At 45.6% G+C, this 25,646-nt stretch carries 26 protein-coding genes and 1 tRNA gene; 4 read left to right on the forward strand and 23 right to left on the reverse strand.

What is annotated here, in order from left to right:
* Window positions 1-131: 131 nt before the first annotated feature.
* From PCC7418_RS12420 to PCC7418_RS12470, 11 genes are all read right to left on the reverse strand, one after another.
* Window positions 132-2,159 carry an elongation factor G gene (locus tag PCC7418_RS12420; RefSeq protein WP_015226539.1) on the reverse strand — a complete coding sequence of 676 codons (2,028 nt, stop codon included), beginning with the start codon at window positions 2,157-2,159 and terminating at the stop codon, window positions 132-134.
* A gap of 169 nt (window positions 2,160-2,328) precedes the next feature.
* On the reverse strand, window positions 2,329-3,240 hold the full coding sequence (atpG-Na, locus tag PCC7418_RS12425) for a Na+-translocating F1F0-ATP synthase, F1 subunit gamma (protein WP_015226540.1): 912 nt from the start codon (window positions 3,238-3,240) through the stop codon (window positions 2,329-2,331).
* Entirely contained in the window at window positions 3,233-4,777 is a 1,545-nt protein-coding gene (gene atpA-Na, locus PCC7418_RS12430) for a Na+-translocating F1F0-ATP synthase, F1 subunit alpha (RefSeq protein ID WP_015226541.1), read from the reverse strand. Before atpA-Na ends, atpG-Na begins: the two co-directional genes overlap by 8 nt.
* 162 nt (window positions 4,778-4,939) lie before the next feature.
* Complete coding sequence (atpF-Na, locus tag PCC7418_RS12435) at window positions 4,940-5,710, reverse strand: Na+-translocating F1F0-ATP synthase, F0 subunit B (RefSeq protein ID WP_015226542.1); 771 nt, start codon at window positions 5,708-5,710, stop codon at window positions 4,940-4,942.
* Window positions 5,711-5,714: 4 nt separating this feature from the next.
* Window positions 5,715-6,005, reverse strand: coding sequence for a Na+-translocating F1F0-ATP synthase, F0 subunit C (gene atpE-Na / locus PCC7418_RS12440; protein ID WP_213059412.1), 291 nt, complete (start codon window positions 6,003-6,005; stop codon window positions 5,715-5,717).
* The gene (atpB-Na, locus tag PCC7418_RS12445) at window positions 5,998-6,696 is read right to left on the reverse strand and encodes a Na+-translocating F1F0-ATP synthase, F0 subunit A (RefSeq protein ID WP_015226544.1); all 699 of its coding nucleotides are present in this window, start codon (window positions 6,694-6,696) and stop codon (window positions 5,998-6,000) included. Before atpB-Na ends, atpE-Na begins: the two co-directional genes overlap by 8 nt.
* A gap of 30 nt (window positions 6,697-6,726) precedes the next feature.
* Window positions 6,727-7,017 (reverse strand): Na+-translocating F1F0-ATP synthase subunit 2, encoded by a 291-nt coding sequence (locus PCC7418_RS12450; protein ID WP_015226545.1) that lies wholly within the window; start codon window positions 7,015-7,017, stop codon window positions 6,727-6,729.
* Window positions 7,007-7,345 carry a Na+-translocating F1F0-ATP synthase subunit AtpZ gene (gene atpZ-Na / locus PCC7418_RS12455; protein WP_015226546.1) on the reverse strand — a complete coding sequence of 113 codons (339 nt, stop codon included), beginning with the start codon at window positions 7,343-7,345 and terminating at the stop codon, window positions 7,007-7,009. The genes PCC7418_RS12450 and atpZ-Na overlap by 11 nt, the downstream gene beginning before the upstream one ends.
* 2 nt (window positions 7,346-7,347) lie before the next feature.
* Complete coding sequence (gene atpC-Na, locus PCC7418_RS12460) at window positions 7,348-7,734, reverse strand: Na+-translocating F1F0-ATP synthase, F1 subunit epsilon (protein ID WP_015226547.1); 387 nt, start codon at window positions 7,732-7,734, stop codon at window positions 7,348-7,350.
* The gene (gene atpD-Na, locus PCC7418_RS12465) at window positions 7,734-9,146 is read right to left on the reverse strand and encodes a Na+-translocating F1F0-ATP synthase, F1 subunit beta (RefSeq protein WP_015226548.1); all 1,413 of its coding nucleotides are present in this window, start codon (window positions 9,144-9,146) and stop codon (window positions 7,734-7,736) included. The genes atpC-Na and atpD-Na overlap by 1 nt, the downstream gene beginning before the upstream one ends.
* A 144-nt stretch (window positions 9,147-9,290) precedes the next feature.
* Window positions 9,291-9,728 carry an MgtC/SapB family protein gene (locus PCC7418_RS12470; protein WP_015226549.1) on the reverse strand — a complete coding sequence of 146 codons (438 nt, stop codon included), beginning with the start codon at window positions 9,726-9,728 and terminating at the stop codon, window positions 9,291-9,293.
* A gap of 82 nt (window positions 9,729-9,810) precedes the next feature.
* Here PCC7418_RS12470 and PCC7418_RS12475 point away from each other — a divergent pair, with 82 nt between their 5' ends.
* Window positions 9,811-10,482, forward strand: a complete 672-nt coding sequence (locus PCC7418_RS12475) for a hypothetical protein (protein ID WP_015226550.1) — start codon at window positions 9,811-9,813, stop codon at window positions 10,480-10,482.
* Here the strand turns inward: PCC7418_RS12475 and lipA are convergent.
* Window positions 10,477-11,367, reverse strand: a complete 891-nt coding sequence (gene lipA, locus PCC7418_RS12480) for a lipoyl synthase (protein WP_015226551.1) — start codon at window positions 11,365-11,367, stop codon at window positions 10,477-10,479. The genes PCC7418_RS12475 and lipA overlap by 6 nt on opposite strands.
* 108 nt (window positions 11,368-11,475) lie before the next feature.
* Here lipA and PCC7418_RS12485 point away from each other — a divergent pair.
* Window positions 11,476-11,549 (forward strand) — tRNA-Pro (locus PCC7418_RS12485).
* Window positions 11,550-11,799: 250 nt separating this feature from the next.
* Window positions 11,800-13,392 (forward strand): iron uptake porin, encoded by a 1,593-nt coding sequence (locus PCC7418_RS12490; RefSeq protein ID WP_015226552.1) that lies wholly within the window; start codon window positions 11,800-11,802, stop codon window positions 13,390-13,392.
* Here the strand turns inward: PCC7418_RS12490 and PCC7418_RS12495 are convergent.
* Window positions 13,389-13,985, reverse strand: a complete 597-nt coding sequence (locus tag PCC7418_RS12495) for a Uma2 family endonuclease (RefSeq protein WP_015226553.1) — start codon at window positions 13,983-13,985, stop codon at window positions 13,389-13,391. The two genes, PCC7418_RS12490 and PCC7418_RS12495, sit on opposite strands and share 4 nt — an antisense overlap.
* A gap of 213 nt (window positions 13,986-14,198) precedes the next feature.
* On the opposite strand from PCC7418_RS12495, the gene PCC7418_RS12500 reads away from it, so the two are divergent.
* Window positions 14,199-14,447 (forward strand): hypothetical protein, encoded by a 249-nt coding sequence (locus PCC7418_RS12500; RefSeq protein ID WP_015226554.1) that lies wholly within the window; start codon window positions 14,199-14,201, stop codon window positions 14,445-14,447.
* A gap of 121 nt (window positions 14,448-14,568) precedes the next feature.
* Here PCC7418_RS12500 and PCC7418_RS12510 read toward each other — a convergent pair whose 3' ends face one another.
* The 10 genes from PCC7418_RS12510 to PCC7418_RS12555 form a co-directional block, all read right to left on the reverse strand.
* Window positions 14,569-15,003 carry a hypothetical protein gene (locus PCC7418_RS12510; RefSeq protein ID WP_015226556.1) on the reverse strand — a complete coding sequence of 145 codons (435 nt, stop codon included), beginning with the start codon at window positions 15,001-15,003 and terminating at the stop codon, window positions 14,569-14,571.
* A 197-nt stretch (window positions 15,004-15,200) separates the two neighbouring features.
* Complete coding sequence (locus tag PCC7418_RS12515) at window positions 15,201-16,205, reverse strand: ABC transporter substrate-binding protein (protein WP_015226557.1); 1,005 nt, start codon at window positions 16,203-16,205, stop codon at window positions 15,201-15,203.
* Between the two features lie 5 nt (window positions 16,206-16,210).
* Entirely contained in the window at window positions 16,211-16,957 is a 747-nt protein-coding gene (locus PCC7418_RS12520; protein WP_015226558.1) for an ABC transporter ATP-binding protein, read from the reverse strand.
* Between the two features lie 44 nt (window positions 16,958-17,001).
* Window positions 17,002-17,730 (reverse strand): ABC transporter permease, encoded by a 729-nt coding sequence (locus PCC7418_RS12525; protein WP_015226559.1) that lies wholly within the window; start codon window positions 17,728-17,730, stop codon window positions 17,002-17,004.
* Between the two features lie 175 nt (window positions 17,731-17,905).
* Window positions 17,906-19,003 carry a histidine phosphatase family protein gene (locus PCC7418_RS19445; RefSeq protein ID WP_015226560.1) on the reverse strand — a complete coding sequence of 366 codons (1,098 nt, stop codon included), beginning with the start codon at window positions 19,001-19,003 and terminating at the stop codon, window positions 17,906-17,908.
* 3 nt (window positions 19,004-19,006) lie between these two features.
* Window positions 19,007-20,842, reverse strand: coding sequence for an ABC transporter ATP-binding protein (locus PCC7418_RS12535; protein ID WP_015226561.1), 1,836 nt, complete (start codon window positions 20,840-20,842; stop codon window positions 19,007-19,009).
* A 12-nt stretch (window positions 20,843-20,854) separates the two neighbouring features.
* Window positions 20,855-21,928 (reverse strand): glycosyltransferase family 2 protein, encoded by a 1,074-nt coding sequence (locus tag PCC7418_RS12540; protein ID WP_150107149.1) that lies wholly within the window; start codon window positions 21,926-21,928, stop codon window positions 20,855-20,857.
* Window positions 21,929-21,949: 21 nt separating this feature from the next.
* Window positions 21,950-23,149, reverse strand: coding sequence for a glycosyltransferase (locus tag PCC7418_RS12545; RefSeq protein WP_015226563.1), 1,200 nt, complete (start codon window positions 23,147-23,149; stop codon window positions 21,950-21,952).
* A gap of 30 nt (window positions 23,150-23,179) precedes the next feature.
* Window positions 23,180-24,328 carry a glycosyltransferase family protein gene (locus PCC7418_RS12550; RefSeq protein ID WP_015226564.1) on the reverse strand — a complete coding sequence of 383 codons (1,149 nt, stop codon included), beginning with the start codon at window positions 24,326-24,328 and terminating at the stop codon, window positions 23,180-23,182.
* Window positions 24,325-25,617 carry a glycosyltransferase gene (locus PCC7418_RS12555; RefSeq protein ID WP_015226565.1) on the reverse strand — a complete coding sequence of 431 codons (1,293 nt, stop codon included), beginning with the start codon at window positions 25,615-25,617 and terminating at the stop codon, window positions 24,325-24,327. The genes PCC7418_RS12550 and PCC7418_RS12555 overlap by 4 nt, the downstream gene beginning before the upstream one ends.
* Window positions 25,618-25,646: the final 29 nt, after the last annotated feature.

Here is a 25,646-nt window from a genome sequence, read left to right on the forward strand (position 1 = left end):
CACAAGTCAATCCAAATTATTCCTCAATTCTAAAAGACCTAAACCATTAATGTCAACAAGCGAGCGAACTTTTCCAAAAAGTTAAACGCTTGTCAGCTAATGTCAAGTAATAGTTGTATTAGGAAATAACTCTATTGGGTATTACGATTTGCCAAAACCTCCTGAGTGACTTTTTCTGGAACTTCTTGAAAGTGATGGGGTTGCCAATCAAAAAAGCCGACTCCCAGTGTCAGCGATCGCAGCTCGATAATAAAGTTTTGCATTTCGGCTTGGGGAAGATAAGCCGTTACCTGATCCCAGTTCAACCAATCGGTACAACTTTCATAGCCCATAATCTGTCCGCGATGTCCACTGACCAACTGCAAGACATTGGAGGTAAAGTCAGCGGGGGCATACACCTGTATTTCTAAAATGGGTTCTAATAAAGTCGGTTGACAGTTGGGCATTCCTTCAGTCATCGCCAGACGGGCTGCTTGCTTAAACGCTTGTTCGGAACTATCCACAGAATGAAACGAGCCATTGGTGAGGGTAACCGCCACATCCACCACCGAAAAGCCCAAGGGTCCTTCGGTCAAATAGTCTTGCACACCAGTTTTTACCGCCGGAATATACTGTTTCGGAATCGCACCCCCGACAATCGTATCTTCAAACTGAAAGCCTTCTCCTCGTCCTAACGGCTGGATATCGAGATAAACATCCCCAAATGCACCATGTCCGCCAGTTTGATGTTTATAGCGTCCACGGGCTTGACTTCCCTGACGAATGGTTTCTTGATAGGGAACCTGAGGGAAATCTGTTTTCAAAGACAGGTTATATTTCCGCTGCAAGCGATCTAACGCCACTTGTAAATGAATCTCTCCTTGTCCCCAAAGCACGATTTCTTGGGTCTCATCGTTTTGTTCCCAAGCTAAGGCGGGATCTTCTTCTAACAGTTTTGCCAAGGCTTCGGTGAGTTTCACTTCATCCTTACGATGTTCTGGGGCAATGGCTAAGGCATAAACCAAGGACATTTTGTCTGGAGTGGGTAAGGGATCTGGATCATTATCACTACTGAGGGTGTCTCCAGTTTGGATGCCTTCTAGACGGGAGAGAGCAACAATTTCACCAGCAAAGGCTTCGGGGACGGAAGTTTGCTGTTGTCCGAGGAGTTGATACATCCCCCCAGGACGAACCCCATTCAAACTCATATTACTGGTCAGTCGTCCTTGCCAGATACGGACTAAAGACAGTTTTCCCCCTTGCTGAGAGTAATATGTTTTCAGGACTTGGGCAATGGTGGGAGACTCAGCCTCTGGATTAACACCACGCCGTTTTGCAGTCACCTCTGGTGAAGGGACTTCCGCCACTAATGTCGATAATAAAGGACGAACCCCATAATCTTGTTCAGCGATGCCAAAGCAAACGGGAACAATTAAATCAGCGCTGACATCTTGCTTGAGATCTTGTCGGATTTCGTCGAGGGAAGGATTAATGTCTTCTAAAAGTTCTTCTAGCAGATGATCATCAAATTCGGCCAGTCCTTCTAAAAGCTCATCACGGGCAACTTTTTCTCCTGCAACGGCAGTTTCAGGGGTAGAGACGGGATCTGCTTTGGTGCCGACATGATATTTATAGGCTTGTTCTGTAATTAAGTCAATGTAACCAAGAATTGTTTGTCCTTGATACAGGGGATATTGCTGCGGGAGTAACGGACGAGGGGAAACTGCTTTAATCGCTGCTAAAATTTCGGTAAAGGGATGGTTTGCCCGTTCCATTTTATTGAGAAAAATGAAGTGGGGAATTTCCCAATCATCCAGGAATTTCAAAATGGGGGCAAGGGTTAAGACGCGCTCCACAGTCGGTTCACAGACCACCACCGCTGCATCCACCCCAACGAGTGCATTTTGGGTTTCTTGGGCAAATTCGATGGAACCGGGACAATCAAGAAAGGTAAATTGCAAGTCGTCCCCTGTGGTGTAGGCAGTATTGATTTCTACAGTCATGGCGCGATCGCGCGCTTCAGGTAAATTATCGCCAACCGTATTCCCCTGTTTAATACTTCCTTTGCGACCGAGATTTCCAGAAACAAAGAGTAAACTTTCTAAAAGGGTCGTTTTGCCACTACTTGCCGGACCAACAATTGCAATATTACGGGATTTTCTCGATACGTTATCATTCATCTCATTTCCTCCAAGATTAATTCCCAATTAAAATGGGATAGTTTCATCCTATCTTTGCAGCCTTGACATCCTCCACCCGCTAAATCAGAGAATATAGCGGGGGATTCCTCTCTTCACAGACAGGGCTTCCTGCTTCTTCCACATTCCGAATCAGGGTTTTTCCTTCTTTTTAGGATGAAGGATGATCACTCAGGGCTTCAAAACCAGAAACGACATCCAATAACTCAGAGGTAATCGCGCTTTGACGTTGACGGCGATATTCAGAGGTGAGATCCGAGATCCGATCTTGAATGTTTTTCTCGGCTGATTGCATGGAGGATAAACGACTGGCATTTTCACTGGCGAGAGAGGCTGCTGCTGCAAGAAACAGGTAGAGAGAAAGATACTCGCGGATTAAAGCGGATAGAAATGCTTCTTCATCCATGGTTAAGAGGGGGATTTCATTGGTTTGCCAACTCTGTTGACTGAGAGAATGCAACCAGTCTAAGTCGATGGGAAGTAATTGAAACTGACGGGGATTATAGGTGGTTCCGGTACTGGGTTCGTTGTAATAAAGAATCACGCGATCCACTTGTTTATGCAGTTGCCAGTCTTCAATGGCTAATAGAATTTCTGCGGTGAGATCGACAATAGCATCCACCGCAGCAGGAACAGCAAATTGTTGATATATTACTTTATTTTCACTTTCTAGAGGCGTTAATAATCGTTCTCCCGCGATCGCGATTAAAGGATCATTGTTTAATCCCAATGCTTGCAACTCCGACAAGGCAAAAGAGGCAATCCGTTCGTTAAATTGTCCACACAACCCGCGATCAGAGCCAAAAATAATCGCAGCAACCCGTTGAAACTCCACAGAATGAGAGGCAAGAAGCGGGGGAATGAGGGGTTCACCTTGAAAATGCCGTTGTTGCAATAGAATCTGAAACCCCGTTTCAATACTGCGACTGTATTCCCCTAAAACATCCACAGCGCGTTCATATTGGCGAATACTCACCGCAGCTAGGGCTTTCATGGTCTTCACCACCGCTTGCAAGTCTTCTACATGATGAATGGTCGCTTGCAGAGATTGGGCATTAGTCATGGCGGATCTCCTCTTGCAGTTGCGTGGTTGTGTTCTTTAATGCTTGCGAGAGGGTGTCGATGTCTTCTTCACTCAATTTTTCTCCATTTTGAATCTGATCGCGCAGTTGAGACAATTCTCCATTCATCACGGCTTGCACCCGTGCTTCGGCTGTTTTAATCTGATCTAACGGAATCTCATCAAACAGTCCATTATTCACTGCAAAGAGAATCGCAACTTGTTCGGCTGGGGTGAGAGACTTCGATTCTTTCTGTTTGAGGACTTCTCGCACCCGACGACCTCTTTCTAGCGTATGGCGGGTTTGTTCATCTAAACGAGTACCAAAACGGGCAAAAACTTCGACTTCTTGGAATTGGGAATAAGACAGACGCAAATCAGAAGAGACTCGTCTGTAGGCTGGGAGTTGCGTTTTTCCGCCAACCCGAGAAACCGATTTCCCCACATCAACGGCGGGAAGAATCCCCTGTTGAAATAAGTTCGGAGACAGATAAATTTGACCGTCAGTAATGGAAATTAAATTGGTGGGAATATAAGCCGAAATATTTTGCGCTTGGGTTTCCACAAGAGGAAGGGCTGTCAAAGAACCGCCACCGAGTTCATCCCGCAGATGGGTTGCTCGCTCTAGCAATCGGGAGTGAATATAGAAAATATCCCCTGGATAGGCTTCTCGACCAGGCGGTCGTCGTAACAGCAGAGACAGTTCACGATATGCCCAAGCGTGCTGGGTAAGGTCATCATAAATAATCAGGACATCTCGACCTTGATCGCGGAAATATTCGCCAATACTGGTCGCTGCATAAGGGGTAATATATTTTAAGCCCGGTGGTGATTCCCCAGGGGCAACTACAACCACGGTATAATCCATGGCTTGGTGTTGGCGCAACCGATCAATCACTTTTGCCACTGCTGCACCCCGTTGCGCGATCGCGCAGTAAATACAAATCACGTTATGCTGTTTTTGATTGAGAATGGTATCCACGGCAATGGCAGTTTTCCCAATTTGCCGATCACCGACAATTAGTTCTCGTTGTCCTCGTCCCACAGGAATTAGGGCATCAATCACCTTAATTCCCGTTTGCAACGGCACTTCCACGGGGGCGCGTTCCATAATCCCTCGTGCTGGACGTTCTGTGGGTAAACGTTCACTGGTTTCAATCTCCCCTTTGTTATCGAGAGGGCGACCTAACCCATCCACCACCCGCCCTAACAACGCCTCACCCACGGGAACATCTAAAATGCGACCCAAACGATAGACTTTATCGCCTGCTTGCACTCCTTCACTGTCTCCGAGAAGAATCACGCCAATTTCTTCCGCATCAAGGTTAAAGGCAATTCCCAGTAACCCCTCGGGAAATTCAATCAATTCATCCAAACGCGCCCCAAATAGCCCACTAACGGTCGCAATGCCACTGGAAACCGATTTCACGATTCCCACCTCATGGGCTTGTAAAGGGAAGCGATATTGATCCAGCACGCTTTCCCATTGGGAGAAGGTGGTTTCAACTAAATGGGTTAGGGGATGATTATCTTCATTCATGGCTTAATTTTTGGGTGGAGATTTACTATAGATTACTTGTGGATAGTGACCAGTGACCAGTTACCAGTGACCAGTTACCAGTGACCAGTTACCAGTTACCAGTTACCAGTTACCAGTTACCAGTTACCAAATAACAAATGACCAATGACTAATGACTAATGACTAATGACTAATATTAGTGGTAAATAATTCAGAAAATGTACGATCTAAATCTTGCAGATAATCATCAACACTCCATCTCACTTCATGATCGCCAAATCGGGCTTCAATCCCAAAAATTAGATCGGGATTGGTTTCAAAGGTAATCGCATTACTATGGGTAAGGTTTTGCTTTTCAAGGGTGAGGGCAATTTGCTGTCGTTGCGGGGAGGATAACTCAAAGCCACTCCAAACCACAACATCTTCAATTCCTGTATTTTTAAGGTTAGATAATTCAGTTTCCTCATTATTACTCTGATCTTTTAAGCGTTCTAAAAAGAGAGCAATGGCTTGATCTTCTAACTCTGCATCTGCTAAATCTTGCAAAACCCGACGACAAATGGTGATGGTTTCTTGCTGTAATTTTTGGCGCGATCGCGCATAGAAAGATTCTTTTTCTTGTTGTAAAGCCTCCTGCCATTGTTCCCGCCGTTGTTGAATTTCTTCCCGTGCCGATTGCCGTAATTGTTGACGTTTTTGTTCCGCTTCTGCTTTTGCTTCTGAGATCAAAGCCTCCCGTTGCGCTTCCAGTTCCGCTTGTTGATCGCGATATTTCTGGGCTTCTTGTTGGGCTTTTTCCTCTTGTTCTCGTGCATCATTCCAGCGTTCTTGCAGTTGACGTTGACGGTCATCCATCACCTTATTAATCGGTCGATACAAAAACCGCCAAAGTAAATAGACTAAGATGACAAAGTTAATAATTTGGGCAAAAAAGGTAAACCAATCAAATAACACGCTGTTACCCTCCTGCTTGGTTCAGAAAATGATTCCAGAATGGGTTCGCGAAAATCAAAATAATGGAAATCACAAAGCAGTAAATCGCCGTTGATTCCACAAACGCCATCCCTACAAATAAGGTTCGCGTAATCGTGTTGGCTTTGTCGGGTTGTTGCGCTAACGCCCTTAAAGCATTGGCGAGGGCTAACCCTTCCCCAATCGCAGGTCCGATCGCGCCTAAGCCAATGGTTATTCCTGCGGTGAAAATCGAAACAATACCAATTAAACTTAGATCGTTCATCGTCTTATCCATCCTCTTGTTGACGTTTGGTCGTGCGTTGCGCTTCCATTCCCGAAGCAATGTAAACTAGAGCGAGAATCGAGAAGACATAGGCTTGAATCACTCCCACTAGCATTCCAAAAGCGCGGGTAATCGCAGGAAAGATTAAAGGAACTAAGACAACCAAAATGCCCACCAGCAAACTGGTACTCATGATATTCCCAAATAAACGCACCGCCAGAGATAGGGTTCGGGAAATCTCGCTGATAATATTGAACGGTAGCATGATTGGCAAGGGCGAGATGTAACTTTTGAGGTAGTTGACAATCCCGACATTTTTAATCCCGTAAAACGGAACCGCCACTAAAACACAAATCGCTAAAGCAGCAGCGGTGGATAATGATCCCGCAGGGGATTCATAGTAGGGAAAGAGGGTCAACACATTCGATACGCCAATAAAGAGAAACAATGTCCCAATAAAGGGTAAAAACTGAGTGGGTTCTTGACGAATCCCTTCTCGGATTTGGGTGTTCAGTTGGTCAACAATAATTTCTAGGGTATTTTGCCAACGGGAAACGCGATTGGGATCAACCCCTAAATCTCGGGTAGCCAGCCAAGACGCAATGACTAAAATCAGCATCACCAGCCAGCTATAAACTAAAGTGGCGTTAATGACAATCCAGTCTCGTTGCCAAAAGATGATGTTATCGGGACTAATGTCCATAGTGGTATCCCTTAATGCGAGTGACGAATCTTAATTTTCCTCTTGATAGGGTTTCGGTTCCCAGCGACGAATCAGCAGCGATCGCGCAATTAAAAATCCCAATAAACCCAGCAAAACATTTGCCCAACCGCCTTGCGCCAGCCCATAAAAGCCCACACCTGCTAGCATTAAACGACCGAAATAACTGACTAGAAATAAGCGTAAGGGGGCATGAGTGGTGGTCAGCCGTTGGGTGGTTTGCCAAAGTCCCCAAAAGTAGAGACTTCCCAGCGCAAATCCAAAGGGGATCGCAACCATTTTTTCTAGGACTTCACTGATCATCCTGACTCCTCAACTCCTCTGACTCTTCTTCGGTTGTACTTTCCTGTTGAATCCAAAACCAAGCAATCCCACAGCCACAAGCTAGCCCGACTAAGATAGAAACTAAGAGGAGACTAGGGGATAATTGGGGAAACGCTGCATCTAACCCAATCCCAATGGCAACGCCAATGAGGGTGGGAATCGCCACTGACCAGCCCACAATCCCCATCATCGCCAAACCAAACCAAATCCCTTCTCGTTTCTCTTCTTCACGGGCGCGACGACGTTCAGAGAGCTTGTGTTTAATGGTTTCTTGAAATTGTTTTCGTGAGTCTGACTCTGTATTCATGTCTATCCTCCTGAACCATAGAGATGTCTCCTAAAATTGACTTCCAACCGCGCGATCGCGGCCCGAGTTTTTTGTTCAATTTCATCCAAACGGCGAAACTCCTCATCCACCAATTGTTCTAATGCTTCCAAATCGGTTCCTCCAATCGCCCGTTTGACCGACACTAAAACCTCCTGACCCACTTTCACCAACAGCCCTTCATCCACCGCAACAAACTGTTCTTGGCGATACGTATCATCAAAGGAAAGAATGCCAGGCACAAGGGAGGTGGCATAGTCAATGTGTTGCGGTAACAGGACAAATGCCCCATTTTCGGCTTCTGCGGAGACTTTTCGCGCTTCTTGTTCCAGAAACACCTTTGTCGGCAAAACGATTTTCAGATTCATCATTATGTTTGTTTCGCCTCCCGTTGGACTTCTTGAATCGAACCCAACATATACAGCGCACTTTCTGGCACATCCGCAAATTCATCATTGAGAATGCGCTCACATCCGCTTAAAGTTTCTTCCAATGTGGCAAGTTTTCCTTTTTTCCCTGTAAAGTGTTCTGTTGTAAAAAACGGTTGCGTTAAAAAGCGTTCCAATCGTCTCGCGCGACCCACCACTTGCCGATCTTCCCGCGATAATTCTTCTAAGCCCAACATGGAAATAATATCTTTTAATTCTTCGTAGTTGGCTAGAGTTTGGCGAACTGCTTGCGCCGTCTGATAATGACGATCGCTAACAATACTGGGATTCAACATTTTAGAACTCGATTGCAAGGGATCAACTGCTGGATACAGCCCCTCACTTGCCCGTTTCCGCGAGAGAACAATGGAGGTGGATAAATGTCCAAAGGTATGCACCGCAGCCGGATCGGTAAAATCATCCGCAGGCACATACACCGCTTGCACGGAAGTAATCGCCCCACTGGAAGTATTGGCAATCCGTTCTTCAAAATCAGCGAGTTCTGTTCCAAGAGTCGGTTGATAGCCCACCCGTGAGGGGAGTCGCCCCAATAAGCCTGACACTTCTTGTCCCGCTTGAATAAAGCGAAAGATATTATCAATCAGTAAGAGAACATCCCGCTTCGTATCTTCTTGGAAATATTCCGCCATTGTCAACGCAGCTAAACCGACTCGAAACCGCGCCCCTGGGGGTTCATTCATTTGTCCAAACACCATCACGGTATTCTTTAAAACTCCTGCTTCCTGCATTTCACGGTACATTTCCTCTGCTTCTCGTACCCGTTCCCCAATGCCACAAAAGAGGCTAATGCCTTGATATTGCTTGACAATATTATTAATCAATTCTGTGATTAAGACGGTTTTTCCCACCCCTGCACCGCCGAATAAACCGCCTTTCCCGCCTCGTTCTAAGGGAGAGAGTAAATCAATGACTTTGATTCCCGTTTCGAGGATTTCTGATGAGGTCGTATGTTGCGCGATCGCGGGGGAAGATTGATGAATGGAACGCCAGTCTCCCCCAGTAATCGGGTCTTTCCCGTCAATGGTTTCCCCAAAAACATTAAACACCCGACCCAATAATCGTTCTCCCACCGGAACTTTTAACGGTTCTCCCATATCCGCCACAGGAGAACTCCGAGATAACCCTGAAGTTGAAGTCAGCGCCACACTTCTCAGGACATGAGCATTAAGATGATTCACCACTTCCAGAATCACCTCTCCTTTCTCACCTGCCCGTAACTGAGTGTAAATTTCGGGGAGGCGATCCGAAAAACGCACATCAACCACTGTTCCGCGCAGCGCGACGATTTCTCCCCACTTCAGCCCTTGCTTTGTCGTGAAATGAGATTGTACCACCGCCCCTAACTCCCTTAAGCATAGTCTTGGTTATTTTCATTGTAATGGTGTTACATACTTAAATAAAAATAATGAGGCTGAGAAATTGCAAGAACGTCATGAAAATTCAAACTTGTCAATAAATATCAACCGACTGTCCTAAGATCACTTTTCTACTAATTTCATCACCCGCAGGATAATCATGGTCAACCCCAGACCCATTAATCCTAATTGCCAAAGCCCTAAACCACTGACAATGCCTAACGCGGAAGAAATCCAAATGGCAGTTGCAGTGGTTAGTCCATGGACTTTATCTCGCTGTAAAATCGCTCCTGCACCGACAAATCCCACACCCGTTAAAATTCCCTGAATACTTCGCCCGATCAAACTTTCATCTCGTGAACCAATACCACTCTGTAACCCACCTAAAATCACTAAAGCTGCCCCTAAACTGACGAGCATATTTGTCCGCAGACCCGCCGATTTGCGATCACGTTCGCGATCCCAGCCGATAATTCCTCCGAAAATAACCGCAAGGATTAAGCGACCTGCTGCTTCAGACCAAGGAATAGGAGAAAGTATTGCAATTACAGGATCTATCATGTTTGTAGTCTGTAGCCCACTTGAGGAACAGTCTCTTAGAATAATGTTTTGACTTAATAACTTAATAATCGGTGTCTTGGAAATGATGCAAAAAATTGGTTTTTTATTAGTCTGGCTGGGATTTATTGCTTATGCTTTCTGGTTTGCTCCCCCTGATGACCCCAATACGGCTGATTTAATTCAAAAACTATCAGCGATGGAAGTCGAAGGAATTAATCCTCTCATTGTTTCCTTATTCAACTTGATGGGTATTTTACCTTTAATGTATGCTCCGCTTTTACTCATTGATGGCAAAGGACAAAAACTCGTTGCCTCACCTTTCGTTATTTTATCCTTTGCTGTTGGGGCTTTTGCCCTCTTACCCTACTTTGCGTTTAGAGAACCGAAACTCCCCTTTCCTGGGGAAAAAAGCTGGCTGTTAAAAATCTTAGATTCTCGTATCTTTGGGGTGTTACTCACCACTGTTTTTCTGCTAGTTCTGATTCCAGGATTAAGTAACGGCAATTGGAACGACTTTTTGATCCAGTGGCGAAATAGTCGCTTTATCCATGTGATGAGTTTAGATTTTTGTGTTTTAGTCTTACTGTTTCCTGCGATTTTACAAACCGATCTCAGTCGTCGCGGACTGAATGATTCCCCATTTTTTAACACTCTGATTTGGATTCCTTTGGTGGGACCGTTACTCCATTTTTGTACGCGCCCACCTTTGATTGAAACGGAACAATTGGACAACACTCAAATCCCTCAATCATGACTTGAAAGCGGGTTTAGAACGCGGATGGGATTTCATCAGTGCTTGAACTTGTTCCGCATGATAAGAACTGCGGGTGAGTGGCGAGGAAACCACTTGCAAAAAACCAATGCTTTCGCCATACTGTTGCCATCTGGCAAATGTTTCTGGAGTGACAAACTGTTTTACTCCTAAATGTTTTTGCGTGGGCTGTAGGTATTGTCCAATGGTGACAATATCACAGTCCACATTACGCAGATCATCCATCACGGCTTTCACTTCCGCCTCGGTTTCTTCCCAACCGACCATTAAGCCAGACTTGGTGTAAATCCAAGGAGCAAGTTCACGGGTTTTTTGCAGGAGTTGCAGCGATCGCGCATAATCTCCTTGGGGACGCACTCTGCGATATAAGCGAGGAATCGTTTCGATGTTATGGTTTAACACATCTGGTTCTGCATCTAAAATGGTCGCTAGTGCATCCCAATTGCCACATAGATCAGGAATTAACAGTTCGATCGTGGTTTGAGGAGAAACCTTACGAACCGCTTCTATACAACGAACAAACTGTGATGCTCCTTCATCTGGTAAATCATCGCGATTCACTGAAGTAATTACCACATGATTCAACCCCATTTTCTCCACTGCTTCTGCAAGGTGCAAAGGTTCTAAGGGATCAAGGGCTTGGGGTTTTTTCTCAAAGTCAATGTCACAATAAGGGCAAGCGCGAGTACAAGCCGGTCCCATAATTAAAAAGGTTGCAGTTCCCTTCTGAAAGCATTCGCCGATATTAGGACAAGAGGCTTCCTCACAAACTGTATTCAACTTTAATTCACGTAGCGTCTCTTTAACTTTGCCGACGCGCTCAAATTGAGGGGCTTTTACTCTTAACCAATCAGGCTTTACCGTCACGCTATATTTGCTCCAGAACTAGGGTTACGCTTTCTCATCTTATCGTGGGATTTCCAACCCAAGCAATGTTATCTCTAAAAATCTTGTGGTATGATATGGGGAGATTATCGGGATGTAGCGCAGCTTGGTAGCGCGCTTCGTTCGGGACGAAGAGGCCGTGGGTTCGAATCCCGCCATCCCGATTTTGATACCTTAGAGAACTACTTTCAAAGAATAAAAATCTGTTCAGGTTCAAGAGCCAAGTTTAGCAGTGCCTGTCTCGCAAGGTCTTTCCTTGTCGGAATACCCAAGCCACGTTTTCCTTTGCGACCTAGTTTTGGAATTTAGACTCGTCTTAAGGACTTACTTTTCCCTGCTGACTCTGTCGTGTTGTCAGTGGAGATAACTCTTGCTATTGTATGATAATGATTATCATTTTAGTGAGGAGTGAAGATGCAAGATTTACGCAAGCAAGGGCTTGCAGTTTTTGGAATGATGACGATTTTGTTCAATGGGGGGAACGTTGCCCAAGGACAATCTTTGAGAGGTGATTCTTCGCAAGTAAACAATGTTTTTGAACTGCGAGATGTGTCTCCTGATGACTGGGCATTTGAAGCACTACGGAATTTAATTGAACGCTACGGTTGTCTTGCGGGTTCTCCTGATGGGCGTTTTGATGGTAACCGCGCTCTCACCCGTTACGAATTTGCAGCAGCCTTAGCGCAATGTTTGCGACAGATTGAAGATTTGATCAGCAATAACCCAACAGATGTAACCGAAGCAGACTTAGCAACCCTACAACGCCTCACGAGAGACTTTGAAGCTGAACTGACCGCCCTCAGCACGCGAGTGGATAACTTGGAAGCACGCACCACCTTTTTAGAAGACAATCAGTTTTCCACCACAACCAAACTCAGAGGAACGGTACTGTTTTCTGTCAATAGTGCTTTTGGTAGCAACCAAGCTGTCCCTGTTTTTATTGATGCGAATGACGCTTCTGACATTGATGAAGGTTTAGTCTTCAATAACCGCGTTCGTCTCAATTTTGATAGCAGTTTTACTGGGCGCGATCTTCTCAAAGTGCGTCTTGATGCTACAGATGTCACCCGTTTTAATGCACCAAGCACGACAGGAACAAATATGACTCGCCTTGCCTTCGATCGCGATACTGATGGCAATGTTGTCCTTGGCAAATTATTTTATAAAGCAGCCGTAGGAGAGCGATTTTCTTACGCGATCGATGCCAGCAGAGGACGCTTTAACGCTCACATTGACAACTTTAACGGTTTTTTCGCCAATGCAGTCAAAGGCTCAATTTCCAACTTTGGGCGCATGAATCCTATTTATATTCAGGGGGCTGCGGGGGCTGGCGTAACCTTCAACTATGAACTCAGCGACGCACTCACCCTTTCTGCGGGATATCTTGGTCGTAACCCTTCTGATGTGAATCAAGGCTTATTTAACGGTTCTTATGCAGCCTTAGGACAACTTGCGTTTTATCCCAGCGAGAACCTCAGTTTAGGGTTAACTTATGTCCGCGCCTATTATCCAGGGGGAGAACCCTTTGTTTCTGGGGGAACAGGAAGCCGTGTCGCCAACGCTCCTTTTAGCGGGAATATTGCCACCTCAGCCAATCATTTTGGCTTGCAAGCAAACTCTCGGATTAGCTCTAATTTTATCATTGCGGGGTGGGCGGGATTAACCCAAGCGCAAGCGGAAGAAGATGGGATTGGTTTTGCTGGAACGCCTGTCAGTGCTGGGGATGATGCAACGGTTTTCAACTGGGCGTTAACCTTTGCCTTCCCGAATGTGGGTAGTCGAGGCAGTCGCGCAGGGATTATTATTGGTCAACCGCCCAAAGTAACCGCAAACGATGGCGGGCCCACTGGCGATGAAAGTGCGTTTCACTTAGAAGGGTCTTATCGGTATCAAGTGAATGCTAATTTGAGTATCGAGCCTGGGGTTTTAGTGATTTTTAATCCTGAAAATAACGGTGAGAATGACACAATTACTGTGGGATTAGTCCGTACCATTTTTACTTTTTAATTTTCGGCAAAGCGTAAAATCTGACTCGCACTGAGGTTAAACTCTGGAATCACCGTTGATTTCAGAGGAGTGTCCCCTGTGTAAACTGTATCCTCATATTTGCCGTTAACCCAAAGACAGACAGTTACTTGTTGGGTTTCGCGATCGATGATCCAGTATTCGGTAATTCCTCGCGCTGCGTATTCGGTATGTTTATAACGATAATCGCGATCGCGATTTTCCTGTCCTGGGGAAACCACTTCTACCACTAAAGCAGGCGGGGGCATATCTTCAGTAATTATGTTTCTTGAATTGCCCATTAAGGCTTGATATGCTTCTTCAGTTAAAACTGCCAGATCAGGTAAGCGCACGGTCGCACGTTTGCCAGTAACAGTGACTTCTAAATCCTTGAGATTAATCAATGCAATAGAGATAAATTTTGCCAGTTCCAACATTAAGAATTTGGCAAGTTTACAGTTTTCAGGGGACTCTGTCGGCATTTCTATTAATTCTCCATCGACCAGTTCATACCGTTGATCACTACCGTCGTCATAAGCCAGAAACTCCTCTAAAGTGAAGAGTTGAGATTGATTAGAGATACTTTGCATGGTCATTACGCCAGCCTCCTTTTCCTTATTTCCCAGTTTATCGGTTTTAATGGCTGCAATCAGGAAACTTCGTTATTCTAGAGGGGTTCAAAATCAAAATAATAAATAAAAGTTAAACTAAACCGTAGGGTTTGCCTCGCCCACCTGATACCAACTCCATCTCTTCGACTGTCGGAAATCTTATGATCGGGTAGTCTTATAACCATATAACTTTTAACAATGACTAATAACTATATTCAGGTACTCAGTCAAATTAAATCCCTTAGCCTCTCTGAGAAGTTAAAACTACTGGGCGAGTTAAAAGAATTAGTTAATCAACCCGTAGAAGTTGAAGGAGAAGATGAAACCATTCCAATTGAGGAAATTATTCAAAGTCAAACTGCCTGGGATGATTATACATCTGGAAAAGATCAAGGAATTTCTTCTCAAGAATTAAAGCATCAGTTATTAGAAGATGATTTTGCTTGATTATATTCTATTAAAACCAGCTGAGCGCTATTTAAGGCGAATGAAATCTGATGAGCAAATTCGGATTCTGAATGCGTTAGATACTTTAATTTCTAATCCTTCAATTTTAGATATTAAACCGTTAAGATGACCAACTGTCTAAAGTGCTAAAAACAAACCATTGAATGTGATAAAACCATTCTCCAATTTTGGTAAATTGCAATGGAAATAATAGTAAATAGAAAATTGTTCTCAAAATTTTGCTAAAAATTGAACTAATCCCCAAACAGCCACTGTTATTCAACTGTTGATTTTCGCGATCTGTGTTTTCTGGGGTAACATTTTTATCCCCTTTCCAAATATCTTTTTCAACCGTTACGCTATCTATCCATAAGACCAAACTCATCGCAACTATTAGCGCGATCGCGCTGCCAGTAACACTCATCTTTGATGGATTAGAAACATCATCAGCAACGCTAAAATCAGCAACTCCAAGAAAGAAAAAAACTAAGCCTAAAAGGAATAAATAAATTCCGCCAAGTAGAGTCATAAACCATGTCAGAGAAGGGAGTTGCATAATCAGAACTTTCTTTTCTAGAAAATGGTTATTGTTGTATTTTAATCTGAATCAGTGTACTCTTGTAGGTTGGGTTGAGGAACGAAACCCAACATCAATTCGTTATTGGTTGACGGTTCATGGTTCGCGGTTGAACAAAGAACGAAGAACAAGTTAATGTTATCATTCTAGAGTGGGCATCGCCCGCCTAATACCAATTACCCTTCAACATAAAAATCAGTGTTGGGCAGTTTCCCTCCCAAAAGTTTAGGATTGACCTGCATCAGTGACTGATAAAACACTTCCAACTCTGACTGTGCTTCCGCTGCACTGAGATATTCAAACCGATTTTTAGCCAAAGATTGCTCAATCACTGCTGGCGGTAAATCCATATATTTCGACCCTAACTCCGCTGCTGCGGTGGGGTTTTCTTGTATCCAGTCCAGAGAGTTTCGCAACTCAGCATGGATTAATTCCACTACATCGGGATGCTGGTCTGTTAAACTCTTTAAGATGGAAACCCCTGCTTGCGGGAAACGGGCGGTTTGACCCGTGACTTCTCCCCAAGTTTCTCGAAAATCTAAAGTGTAAAAAAGCTCGATATTTTGTTCTTTTCCTTTCGCCACAACAGCGCTAGCGCGAGGTTCAGCAAATACTCCCGCCTCTCCTTGTCCCACCAGTAACAGTTGAGCCGTGGATTGAAAATCTTGAGTGGAAACAATGGTTAAATCTTCATCAGGATTGAGTCCCGCCTGAGTAGCAAGAAAACGGAAGATCATTTCTGGCATACTGCCCTGAAATGGAATCAAAACCGACTTTCCGCGCAAATCTTCCCAAGTGGCAATGCTGCTATCTGGAGAGAGAACATAAATATTGCCCCAAATCATGACATTAAGCAACCGTAGAGGAAACTCTTTTTGATACAGCCCCGCAGACAGTAAAGTAGGATTAGCTGCCATTTGTCCTTGTCCAGAGGTTAACAGGGCTTTCATTTGTTCATGGTTGCGAATGGGAATAAACTCTAGATTGGGGACTTTTTGCAAAAGACGGCTTTCTTCAATCAGATAAGCGAGGGGAATGGCAATTAAAATAGGAGAACCGCCAATCCCGAGAGAGGACAGTTGTTGACCCTGTGAAGGGGGGGTTTGACGATCGCAGCTACTGGCAACAACTAATCCGCTAGCGGTCATGATTTGTAAGAAACGGCGACGATTGTATGGCATAGAACTTAAAAAAGAGAGAGAGGCGTTTCAAGGCTAAAGCTGGCTGCAACTTCTGGCACGGCTTGCAACTGAGCTAAAATCCGATAGATATAAGCAGCATCCCGTTGTTGAGGCGGTTTTTCATTTTCCCAGCAATAAACCATCCGAGCGGGTCGCGCTGAAAAAACGATTAAATGATCGGCCATGAGAACTGCTTCGGCGAGATCGTGAGTGACTAAAATAGCGGTGGTTTCGTGTTCGGTGACCCAATTCATGACTAATTGTTGGGCTTGTCCTCGTGTTCCCAAATCAAGAGAACTAAATGGCTCATCCAATAAGAGTAAACTGGGATTAATGGCAAATGCTCTGGCAAGATTGACCCGTTGTTTCATCCCGCCACTGAGTTGCTGGGGATACAGGTGAGTAGCATCGGCTAAACCCACTTTTTCAGCGAGGGTACGCGCTCTTTGCCGTCGTCGTGTCTGATTGACTCCTTGGGCTTTCAGACCAATGGCAATATTTTCCACTGTGGTGTACCAAGGAAACAAGCAAGGCTCTTGAAAGACATAAGCAACGGATGATAGGCTTTGCGCGACCTTTCCCGCAGTGGGAGAGACCAAACCAGCAAGGAGGTTGAGAAGAGTGGTTTTGCCACAGCCAGAGGGCCCCATCAGACAGAGAATTTGGCTAGGTTTAACGCTGAGGCTGATTTCGTCTAAAACCAGTCGCGAGCCGTATTGGTGAGTAATTCGATCGAGTAATTGTACAGTCATTAGTCATTATTTCCCCCCTTTCAAAGGGGGGCTAGGGGGGATTTCTAACTTTTATCCGTCCAAGGGAGAAGACGCTTTTGCAATTGCCTCAGCAAGGTATCTGAGGTTAAAACTAAGATAATGGTGATAACAATCCAAGCCATAACCTGTGCCGTATCAAGGTTGGCCCGAGCCGTATTTAATTCCGCACCAATGCCTGTTGGGGTTGCTAAAACTTCTGACATGATGGCAACCCGCCAAGAAAGTCCTAATCCTGTGACCATGACGGGAAGGAGTCGGGAGAGAAGATGAGGAATATAGAGAGATTGAAACAGAACTTTCCCTTGCATTTGGTAAACTTGTGCTACAGCTAACAAGCGAGGGTCGAGAGTGCTGATGGTTTCCGCGCTTGCTGTAAATAAGATAGGTGAGACGGTAACGGCAACAGTAAAAATGGAGTTGGTATCTCCTAAGCCAAACCACACCATTGCTAAGACCAGCCAAGCAATGGGCGGTGTCCCTAAAAGGGCAGTGGCTATGGGATTGAGAGCTTGTTTAATTCGGCGCTGTGTCCCCGCAAGGCTGCCCGATAGTCCTCCTGCTATAACCGCCAGTCCGAAGCCCGTAAGAGCATGAAAAACCGTTGCTCCCACAGCAGAAATCACTCGCCCTTCCCAGAGGAGGGTTTGTAGGGCGACTCCCACTTCGATCGCGCTAGGTAAAATGACACTGGTGTAACCTTGGGCTGCCCATTGCCAAAGCAGAAGAAGGATAATGAAAGAGATTAGCCCCATGTCAACACTTATGGTTAACCGAAGTTCAGCTTAAGGGAGAGTTAGCGCGATCGTCAAAAGACAGGCTGTCGAAGTTCATGGCGCGATCGCGCTCTCCTCTATCGAAAAATCCAAGTCTGCTTAATCAATGTTTGCTGCTAATGGATCGAGGTGAGGGGGTGAGACCAATCCTGTGTCATCCCTTAAGGACATTGAGATTCATGCCTTGCAAGATGGGGAAGTTTTGGGAACTTGGGTAATGGACGACACTGAATGTGTTCGGAAATAACTCTACCGAATGAGGAAAGGGGAAGAGTTGTGACAACAAACGACTCAATTTAGACGGCAGCGCGATCGCGCAAACTGTATTTAATTCTTTATGATTTAAGGGGGACAATGCTCTTAGGGACAAGTGTGATTCTTGGAGTATCGTGATCTTTGCTTCTAGATGCGCTTGTGCTAACTGTTGGAGGAGGTCGCAATTTTCCCCGATCATTTCCTGAATTGAGACTGAGTTGAATTTTGCCAACAACATGGGCTGAGGAGGGCAATGCGGATGAAACGGCAACAGCACCAACCGCAATCCTTGCTTACCGACTTTGAGCTTTGGCAAACCCGAATCGAGGGTGAAGTTGAGAAGCTGCATCTGACTGCAACCGGGCGTTAGAATGTCGAATACTGTTAATCCACTATGGGTTTGTTGGAAGTAGTGGTGATAGCGAGGGGAAATCCCGAAAGCCGTATTGATTAAAGCCTGATTGCTACTCCCGTGACCGACAATAAGTAGGGTTTCTCCTGAATGCAAAGGTAAAATGGTTTGCCAAAATTGCTGAATCCGTTCATATAACTCTAAAACTGGATAAAATACACAATTTTCCTCGGTCTGGATTTGAAATTGATCGGGTCGCATTTGCCAACACTGGTAACGGTCACTATCTTGAGTCCGAACTTCCTGATAAGACCGCCCTTCCCACGTGGGAAACTTGATTTCTTGTAATAACTCTGAAGTCTGAATCTGTTGCGGTTGCGTCTTCAGATAAGGCAGTAAATCAACAAGGGTTTCTTGAGCGCGTTGGAGAGGACTGACATAAACTGCATCAAGGGGGCAATTTTCGAGAAATTGACCCATCTGTTGAGAGGCAAGATGACCTTGATCGGTGAGCGTAGAATCATCCGAACTCCCTTGGTAGCGTTGCTGATCGTTGAGCGTGCTGCGACCGTGACGCAGGAGGAGAATGCGGGTTCCCGTTTTTGGAAGAGGAGAAAGGGGGAAATTCGGCAAAAAATCTCTCATGATTCATCCCACCAGAGAAATATCATCGGCTTGCAAGTGATACAGTTGGGCATAGCGACCCTGAAGGAGCATTAACGCTTGGTGAGTTCCTTGTTCTAAAAGCCGTCCTTTCTCTAGGTAGAGAATGCAGTCAGCATCGCGAGTGTTACGGAGGTTATGGGAAATCCAAAAAGTGGTTCGCCCTTGAGCCAGTCGTTGCAAGGCTTCTGTGACCAGGGCTTCACTTTCATTATCTAAGCCAGTGGTGGGTTCATCTAAAATCAAAATCGGGGCTTTGCGAATGGCTGCCCGCGCGATCGCGATCCGCTGTCGTTGCCCACCAGAGAGGGTCGTTCCCCGTTCGCTGACGATTGTGTCATACCCCTGGGGGAGTTGGGTAATAAAGTCGTGAGCATTTGCCAGTTCAGCCGCCGCAATCATCTCCGACTCGGTAGCTTCAGCGTTACCATAAGCAATGTTGTCACGGATACTGCTGCCAAACAGAATCGTATCTTGTAAAACAATACTAATTTGGCGACGCAGAGAGGCAATGGTATATTCGCGAATATCGTGACCATCAATACAGATGTTTCCTTCTAGAGGGTCATAGAGACGAAGCAATAAACTGACAAGCGTTGATTTACCACTCCCAGAAGGACCCACAATGGCAATGTGTTGTCCTGGTTCAACGTCAAAATTAAGGTTCTGTAAGCTAGACTGTTCCCGATCGCGCTGATAGGCAAAGGTAAGGTTCTCAAACCGCACTGCCCCTTGTAAGGGCGGGGCTTCTGTTGCGCCTCGGCTATCTTGAACCTCTGGCACTTGGTTCATTAACTCAATAATCCGCTCCCCAGACGCGGTTGCTTTGGCAATTTGTCCTGTGTATTTTGCCAACTGGCGCATGGGCTTAAAAGCCACTTTGAGATAAGTCACGAACACCAATAAATCTCCTGGGGAAACCACGCCTGATAGGGTCAGTTGCACCCCCCGCCAGAGCACAATTGCAATGGCAATGGCAACTAATACTTCCACTAACCGTTCTTGCCCAGCCCGTAATTTCTGAGCTTCTGCACTTTCTTTGAGGCTTTTTCGGTTATCCTGAGCAAAGGATTTTTCGAGTAGCCCTTGTAAAGATAACGCTTGCACCACTTGAATGGCGCTAATGGCTTCTGCTGCCGAGGCTGCCATCGCCCCTTCCCGCTTGCGTTGACGACGCGCCACGGTTTGAATTTTATTCCCCATTTGACGGGTGGTCAGTAAAAAAACAGGAAGAACCGCGATCGCGATCAGAGCCAGTTCCGCATTTAAAAGAAACATGACCGCCAGCATCCCAACCAGCGTCAGCAAATTGGTAATTAAGGGTAAAAACGCAACAACAGTGACTTCCCGCAGTCGTTCCACATCATACGTCACCCGCGTAATTAAATCGCCACTTTTGGCTTGGTTATGAAAAGAAAGAGACAAGTGCTGGAGATGGTGATAGAGTTGATTTCGGATTTCAGTCATGACATGGGTTGCAGCTACTGCCATATTGACCGCACTCCAATAAGCAAATACCCCGCGTAGAGCAGAAATGAGAACCAGCGCGATCGACAACCCAGTTAAAACCCAGAAAGGATCTAAATTCTCTATGGGACCCACCCCAAACGATTCCACCTGAAACCCTGGTAAAATCACGCGATCAAACATCAATTTCAGGGGCCAAGGTTCTAATAATCGCATTGCCGTTTCTGCGATCAGAGCCAAGAAAGCTGTCCCCATCAACGATTTTTGTTGAGTCAACTGCGGCCAAAACTGCTTCACAATCCGCCCTAGGCTCGGTAAAGCGTCTCCAATCGATTGCGGTTTCTTTTTTGCCATAAATTTAACTGCTTAATCCTTTGAGATTTCATAGAGGTGAGTTGAATTTTGACTGGACTGAGATAACTGCGTTGTCGTAACAGTGGAGGAGGAATGAACGGGATAGAGGGAATTGTAACGCCAACTTACCCAGCGATTGAGTTGTCGTTCTAAAGCAATTAAAGGTTTCATCATCATGGGTGGGGCATGACCGAATAATAATCGCTTCACCCAAGGCTTAAGGAAAGCATTATGCCGACGATATCCTAGGCGACGAAAGCGTTTTTGAAAATACTTATCTTTCTTGGGCAGATCCCATTTTTTGCGGAAGTGCTTCAAACTGCGGAGTTCCCAGTCATCACTCCAGCGCAACATAAAATAGGCTAAATCATCTAAGCGATATAGCACCTCTGGCACATAAGTCACCACGGCACTGGGTTCACAGTAAATTGTGCCTTTGGCTTGAGCAACTCTCAGACAAAAGTCGATATGTTCTCGGGTACTCAGCAGTTTTTCGTCCAAGCAACCAAGGGTTTCAAAAATCGAGCGACGCACCAGCATACAATGAAATTCAGCAAACTCACACTTTTGGCGTTTTAACTGATCTTTCACATCTTTCACGGAGCGATTGACAAAGTAATGTTTTTCGTGAACTCGTTGCTGGACTTTTTCGCCTTTAACTTGCAACACGATGCGAGCTTCTCCGCCAGCAAGGTGAATGGTTTCGCCAAGGGGGCGACCAATACAGGTTAAGGGACAAACGACCGTTGCTGTGGTTTCCTCAGCACAAGCAACCATCTCCTTAAGCCAGTTTGGCGATACTTCCACATCGTTATCAATAAAGAGGATATATTCGGTTGGCGGGGCATAGGCTAACCCTAAATTGCGGGCTTGGTTAGGAGCAAGAAAATGTTCAGTTCGGATCAAGTCAAAGCCCAATGCTTGGGATTTTTGTTTTAAATCATCTCGGAGCCAAGGAGGCGATCCCCCATCCACATAGACGAGATGGAAGGGAACTGTAGTGTGAGCATAGATGCTTTCTAGAGATTTTTGAGCATAACTAAAGCGCTCACGAGGGGAAACAATGATGGTCAGGTTGGGTTGCATCGTCATTTCTGATCCGTTTGATTAGGCAGACAGTCGGACAACATTTTCTTGGGGAGAGGTCAACATTTGGGCATAAATATGCGCCCACTGCGATTGTTCTCTTTCGGGACTCAGTTCAGTGAGAGCCGTTTTTTGGGCTGCTTGACCGAGAGTTTGGCGTAAGGCAAGGTTTTGGGCGAGGCGTTCCAGGGCTTGGGCAAGGGCTATGCTATCCCCTGGGGGAACGACTAAGCCGTTTTCTCCATGTCGTAAAATTTCTCCAATGGCATCCACCTGACTACCAACAATCGCTTTACCCGCTAGCATTGCTTCTAAGAGCGCGTTGGGGCAACCATCATGCAAGGAGGGAACGGCAAAAATATCTATTGCAGGGAGGTAAGCGAGAGCCGTGGCTCGATCCACCATTCCCGTGAGGATGACCCGATCTTGAATCCCACTTTCTGCAACTTGTTGTTGCCAATAGGTTTTTTCTCGCTCGGCATAGTCACCGACTAGGAGGAGAGTCAACTCTCGTTTTCGGGCTAAGGTAGCACAGGCTTCAAGTAAAATTTCCAGTCCTTTTTTATCGCGAAAGCGCCCAGTTGAGGCAATGACTGTTCCTTTTAAATGCTCGCATTGGGGAGGGGTCGGGAGGGCGGTAAAATCGACGGGTTGGATGGAATTCCAGAAAGCTACCGCGCGATCGCGCAATTCGGGAACCAAGACAATGCCCCGTTTCATCAGGGCTTCACTGACAAAAGTCACCCAATCTGAATTGGCAAGAACCCAAGTTAACTGTCCTTGTTGTTTCGGGCTAAATAGATGCTTGTGCAAGTCACTCCCGCGCACACTATTAATTACGGGAACGCCCCATTCTTTCGCGAGTAACGTGGTCAAAAACCCAGTTTCGTTAATAAAAAAGCCGTGAAAGAGGCGGAATTGAAATTGACGGTGCAGTTGTTCCAGCAGAAAATAAACTTCGCTGAGAAAATCTTGGATAATTGGGGTTTCGGAACGGATGGCGGGGAATAAACGATGGACGAAAATGCCGTTTTGTTCTTGAGAGAGACAGCGCGATCGCTGCAAGGTATCATCTTTACGTTGCTTGGAATGAAAGACGGCAACATGAACCTCATAGCCAATGGCTTTGAGCATTTGGGCAATGCGATGAACTGATTCTCCTACCCCTCCCACATCTGGGGGAAATTCTAACGTTGTGATACAAATCCGATGAGATGTCATGCGTTCTCTCCTGTTAAAAAGCGTCAAAGATTAGGCAACTCGTAACGTTTGGGCAAATTCCTGTAAAATTTCTCGGGTTTTAGTGACCCCGTTGCAATCAAACTGAATGGAAGTAGGGCGCGTTTGCAAATAGTCCACAATTCGTTGCGCTAAGTGCTGAGGCGACAAATCTTGAGGACGTAATACTGAAACGACCCCCAAGGCTTCCAGTCGTTGGGCGCGAATGGCTTGCTCTTGATCCCCATTACCCGTAAAGGGAAGCAACAGGGAACGAACCCCCGTTTGTAAGACATTGAGCGTGGTGTTATACCCTCCCATATTGATGGATAAATCCGCTTGTTTGAGATAAGACACCAAATTAGGGGTATAGCGTTCAACGGTCAGGTTAGAGCGAGATTTTGCCACGTTTTGGAGTTCTTCATAAAGCGAAGCTGGGGCAAAGGGGCCAGTAAACATTTGAATCTGATGAGGAATCCGTTGTTCCAATTCGGCACTAGCACCGGCAACCGCCTGTAATAATTCATGACCAAAGCGACCGCCCCCAACGGAACAGACAATACTGGGACTCCCCTGAAGAGAGGTCGGTTCTTGCTTTGGCACCACATACCCGGTATAGTGAACTGGGCACTCTAAATCATTAACGCGAGTAAAACTCCGTTCTAAAGGCATAAATTGCGGATCACCGTGAATCAGGAGTAAGTCAAAATAGCGATTCATCAGTTTACAGACTTTCGCTTCATGACGGGCTTGGTCTTGTTTAGTGACAACAATATCCCGTAAGCTAGACACGACTTTCGTTCCTTGATCGCGAGCCGTTTCAATCAAGGGAATTAACTCTGGGGAAAAACGACGGCGACCAAAGGGGAATAACTCAACCATTAAGAGGTCGGGTTGCCATCGCTTTAAGGCAGCGATCATCTGTTGACTCCGCACCGCAAAAACCGCTTCTAGGCTTTCAAATCCTTCGGGTAAGTTGAGGTTGGTAAATTCGCTATCTGTGGTTAACGGCGGTAATTGTACGATTTCTACCCCATCAGGACTATCAAATCCTGCAATGGCAGCCCCACCGTTGATAAAGCACACTGCAAACTCATCGGTTAATCCCCGCACAATTTCCATGCTGCGGACAAGATGACCAATCCCTAAAATATGCTGGCAGTAAAACATTAATCGTTTCATGACGCGATCGCCTCCCAAGAAGAAGATAAATTGACAGGAGAAGCCGAGTGACGGGTCAGGGTTTGCAACAATAAGGCTTTCACTTGGGCAATATTGGTTTCGAGGGTGAAGTGTTCCCTTACGGTTTGTCGTCCCGCCCGTCCCAGTTCAGAGCGCTTTTTCGGATCAGGGTGAAGCTGAATTAAGGCTTGCGCGATCGCGCTGGGGTCTTTTTCGGGGACGAGAATCCCGTTTTCTCCGGAGACAATTAATTCCGTAATCCCTGAAATCCGAGTAGAAATAACGGGCAGTTCCATTGCCATCGCTTCAATCAAAACATTGGGAATGCCATCGCGATCGCCGTCTCCAGTCACTTGACAGGGCAACACAAACACATCCGCTTGTCGATATTGCTCAATTACTTGGTCTTGGGTTAATTTGCCCACTAACGTCACCTGATCTTGAAGATTAAAATCTTTAATTTGCAGTGCCAAGGCTTCTTGCAAAGGACCAAACCCAACAATTTTGCAGGTAAAGGGCACTCCCGCTAAACTCAGGTGAGCACAGGCTGCTAAGAGATCAGGAAATCCTTTTTTCTCGCAAAAGCGTCCGATCGAAAGAATTTTGAGCGGTTCTGTCTTTACGGAAAGAGGAGTTTGTTCCCCTTGAAAGCGCTTTAAGTCCAGACCGTGATAAGACAAATAAATGGGAGTCGAGGACGTGGAAATTGACGCTAAATAGCGACGGTTGTAGTCTGTGCAAGTGAGAACAAATTCAGCACTTTTCATCCCGCGATCGAGCGCGATCGGATCAGTCAAATAAATATCTTTAGCATGGGCAGTCATACTATAAGGAATCCCGCTCAAGTGATGGGCTATTTCTGCGGTTGCTGTGGGGATATTGGCAAAGTGAACATGAAGATGAGCAATTCCTAACTCGGGTAAAATTGTCGCTAAGTATGCCCCTTGCAGCAATTCATTGAGACGTTTTTTCTCGGGACGATCAATATAAAATCGCAATTGCTCTAAACACGGTTCGGGATCCGATTGTTGCCAGGCTAAATAGTTTTCTAGGAGTGCGGTTTCTTCTGCTTGATCATAGTCGGGTAAGAGAGACGGAACATAAGTGACTGGCGCTTGCAGTTCACTGACTTGAGGGTGATAATCAGTGTCTTGAGGTTTTCTTAAAGAGAAAATGTGTAAAGCAATGCCCTGTCGCTCTAATTCCAGCATTTCGTTGAGAATAAACGTTTCTGACAGTTTGGGAAACGTTTTTAATAAGTAACCAATCACGGAAGGTTTTTGACTCATAGCAATTATGTTTCCAAGAAAAGCAATAA

This window comes from Halothece sp. PCC 7418, assembly GCF_000317635.1.
GTDB lineage: Bacteria > Cyanobacteriota > Cyanobacteriia > Cyanobacteriales > Rubidibacteraceae > Halothece.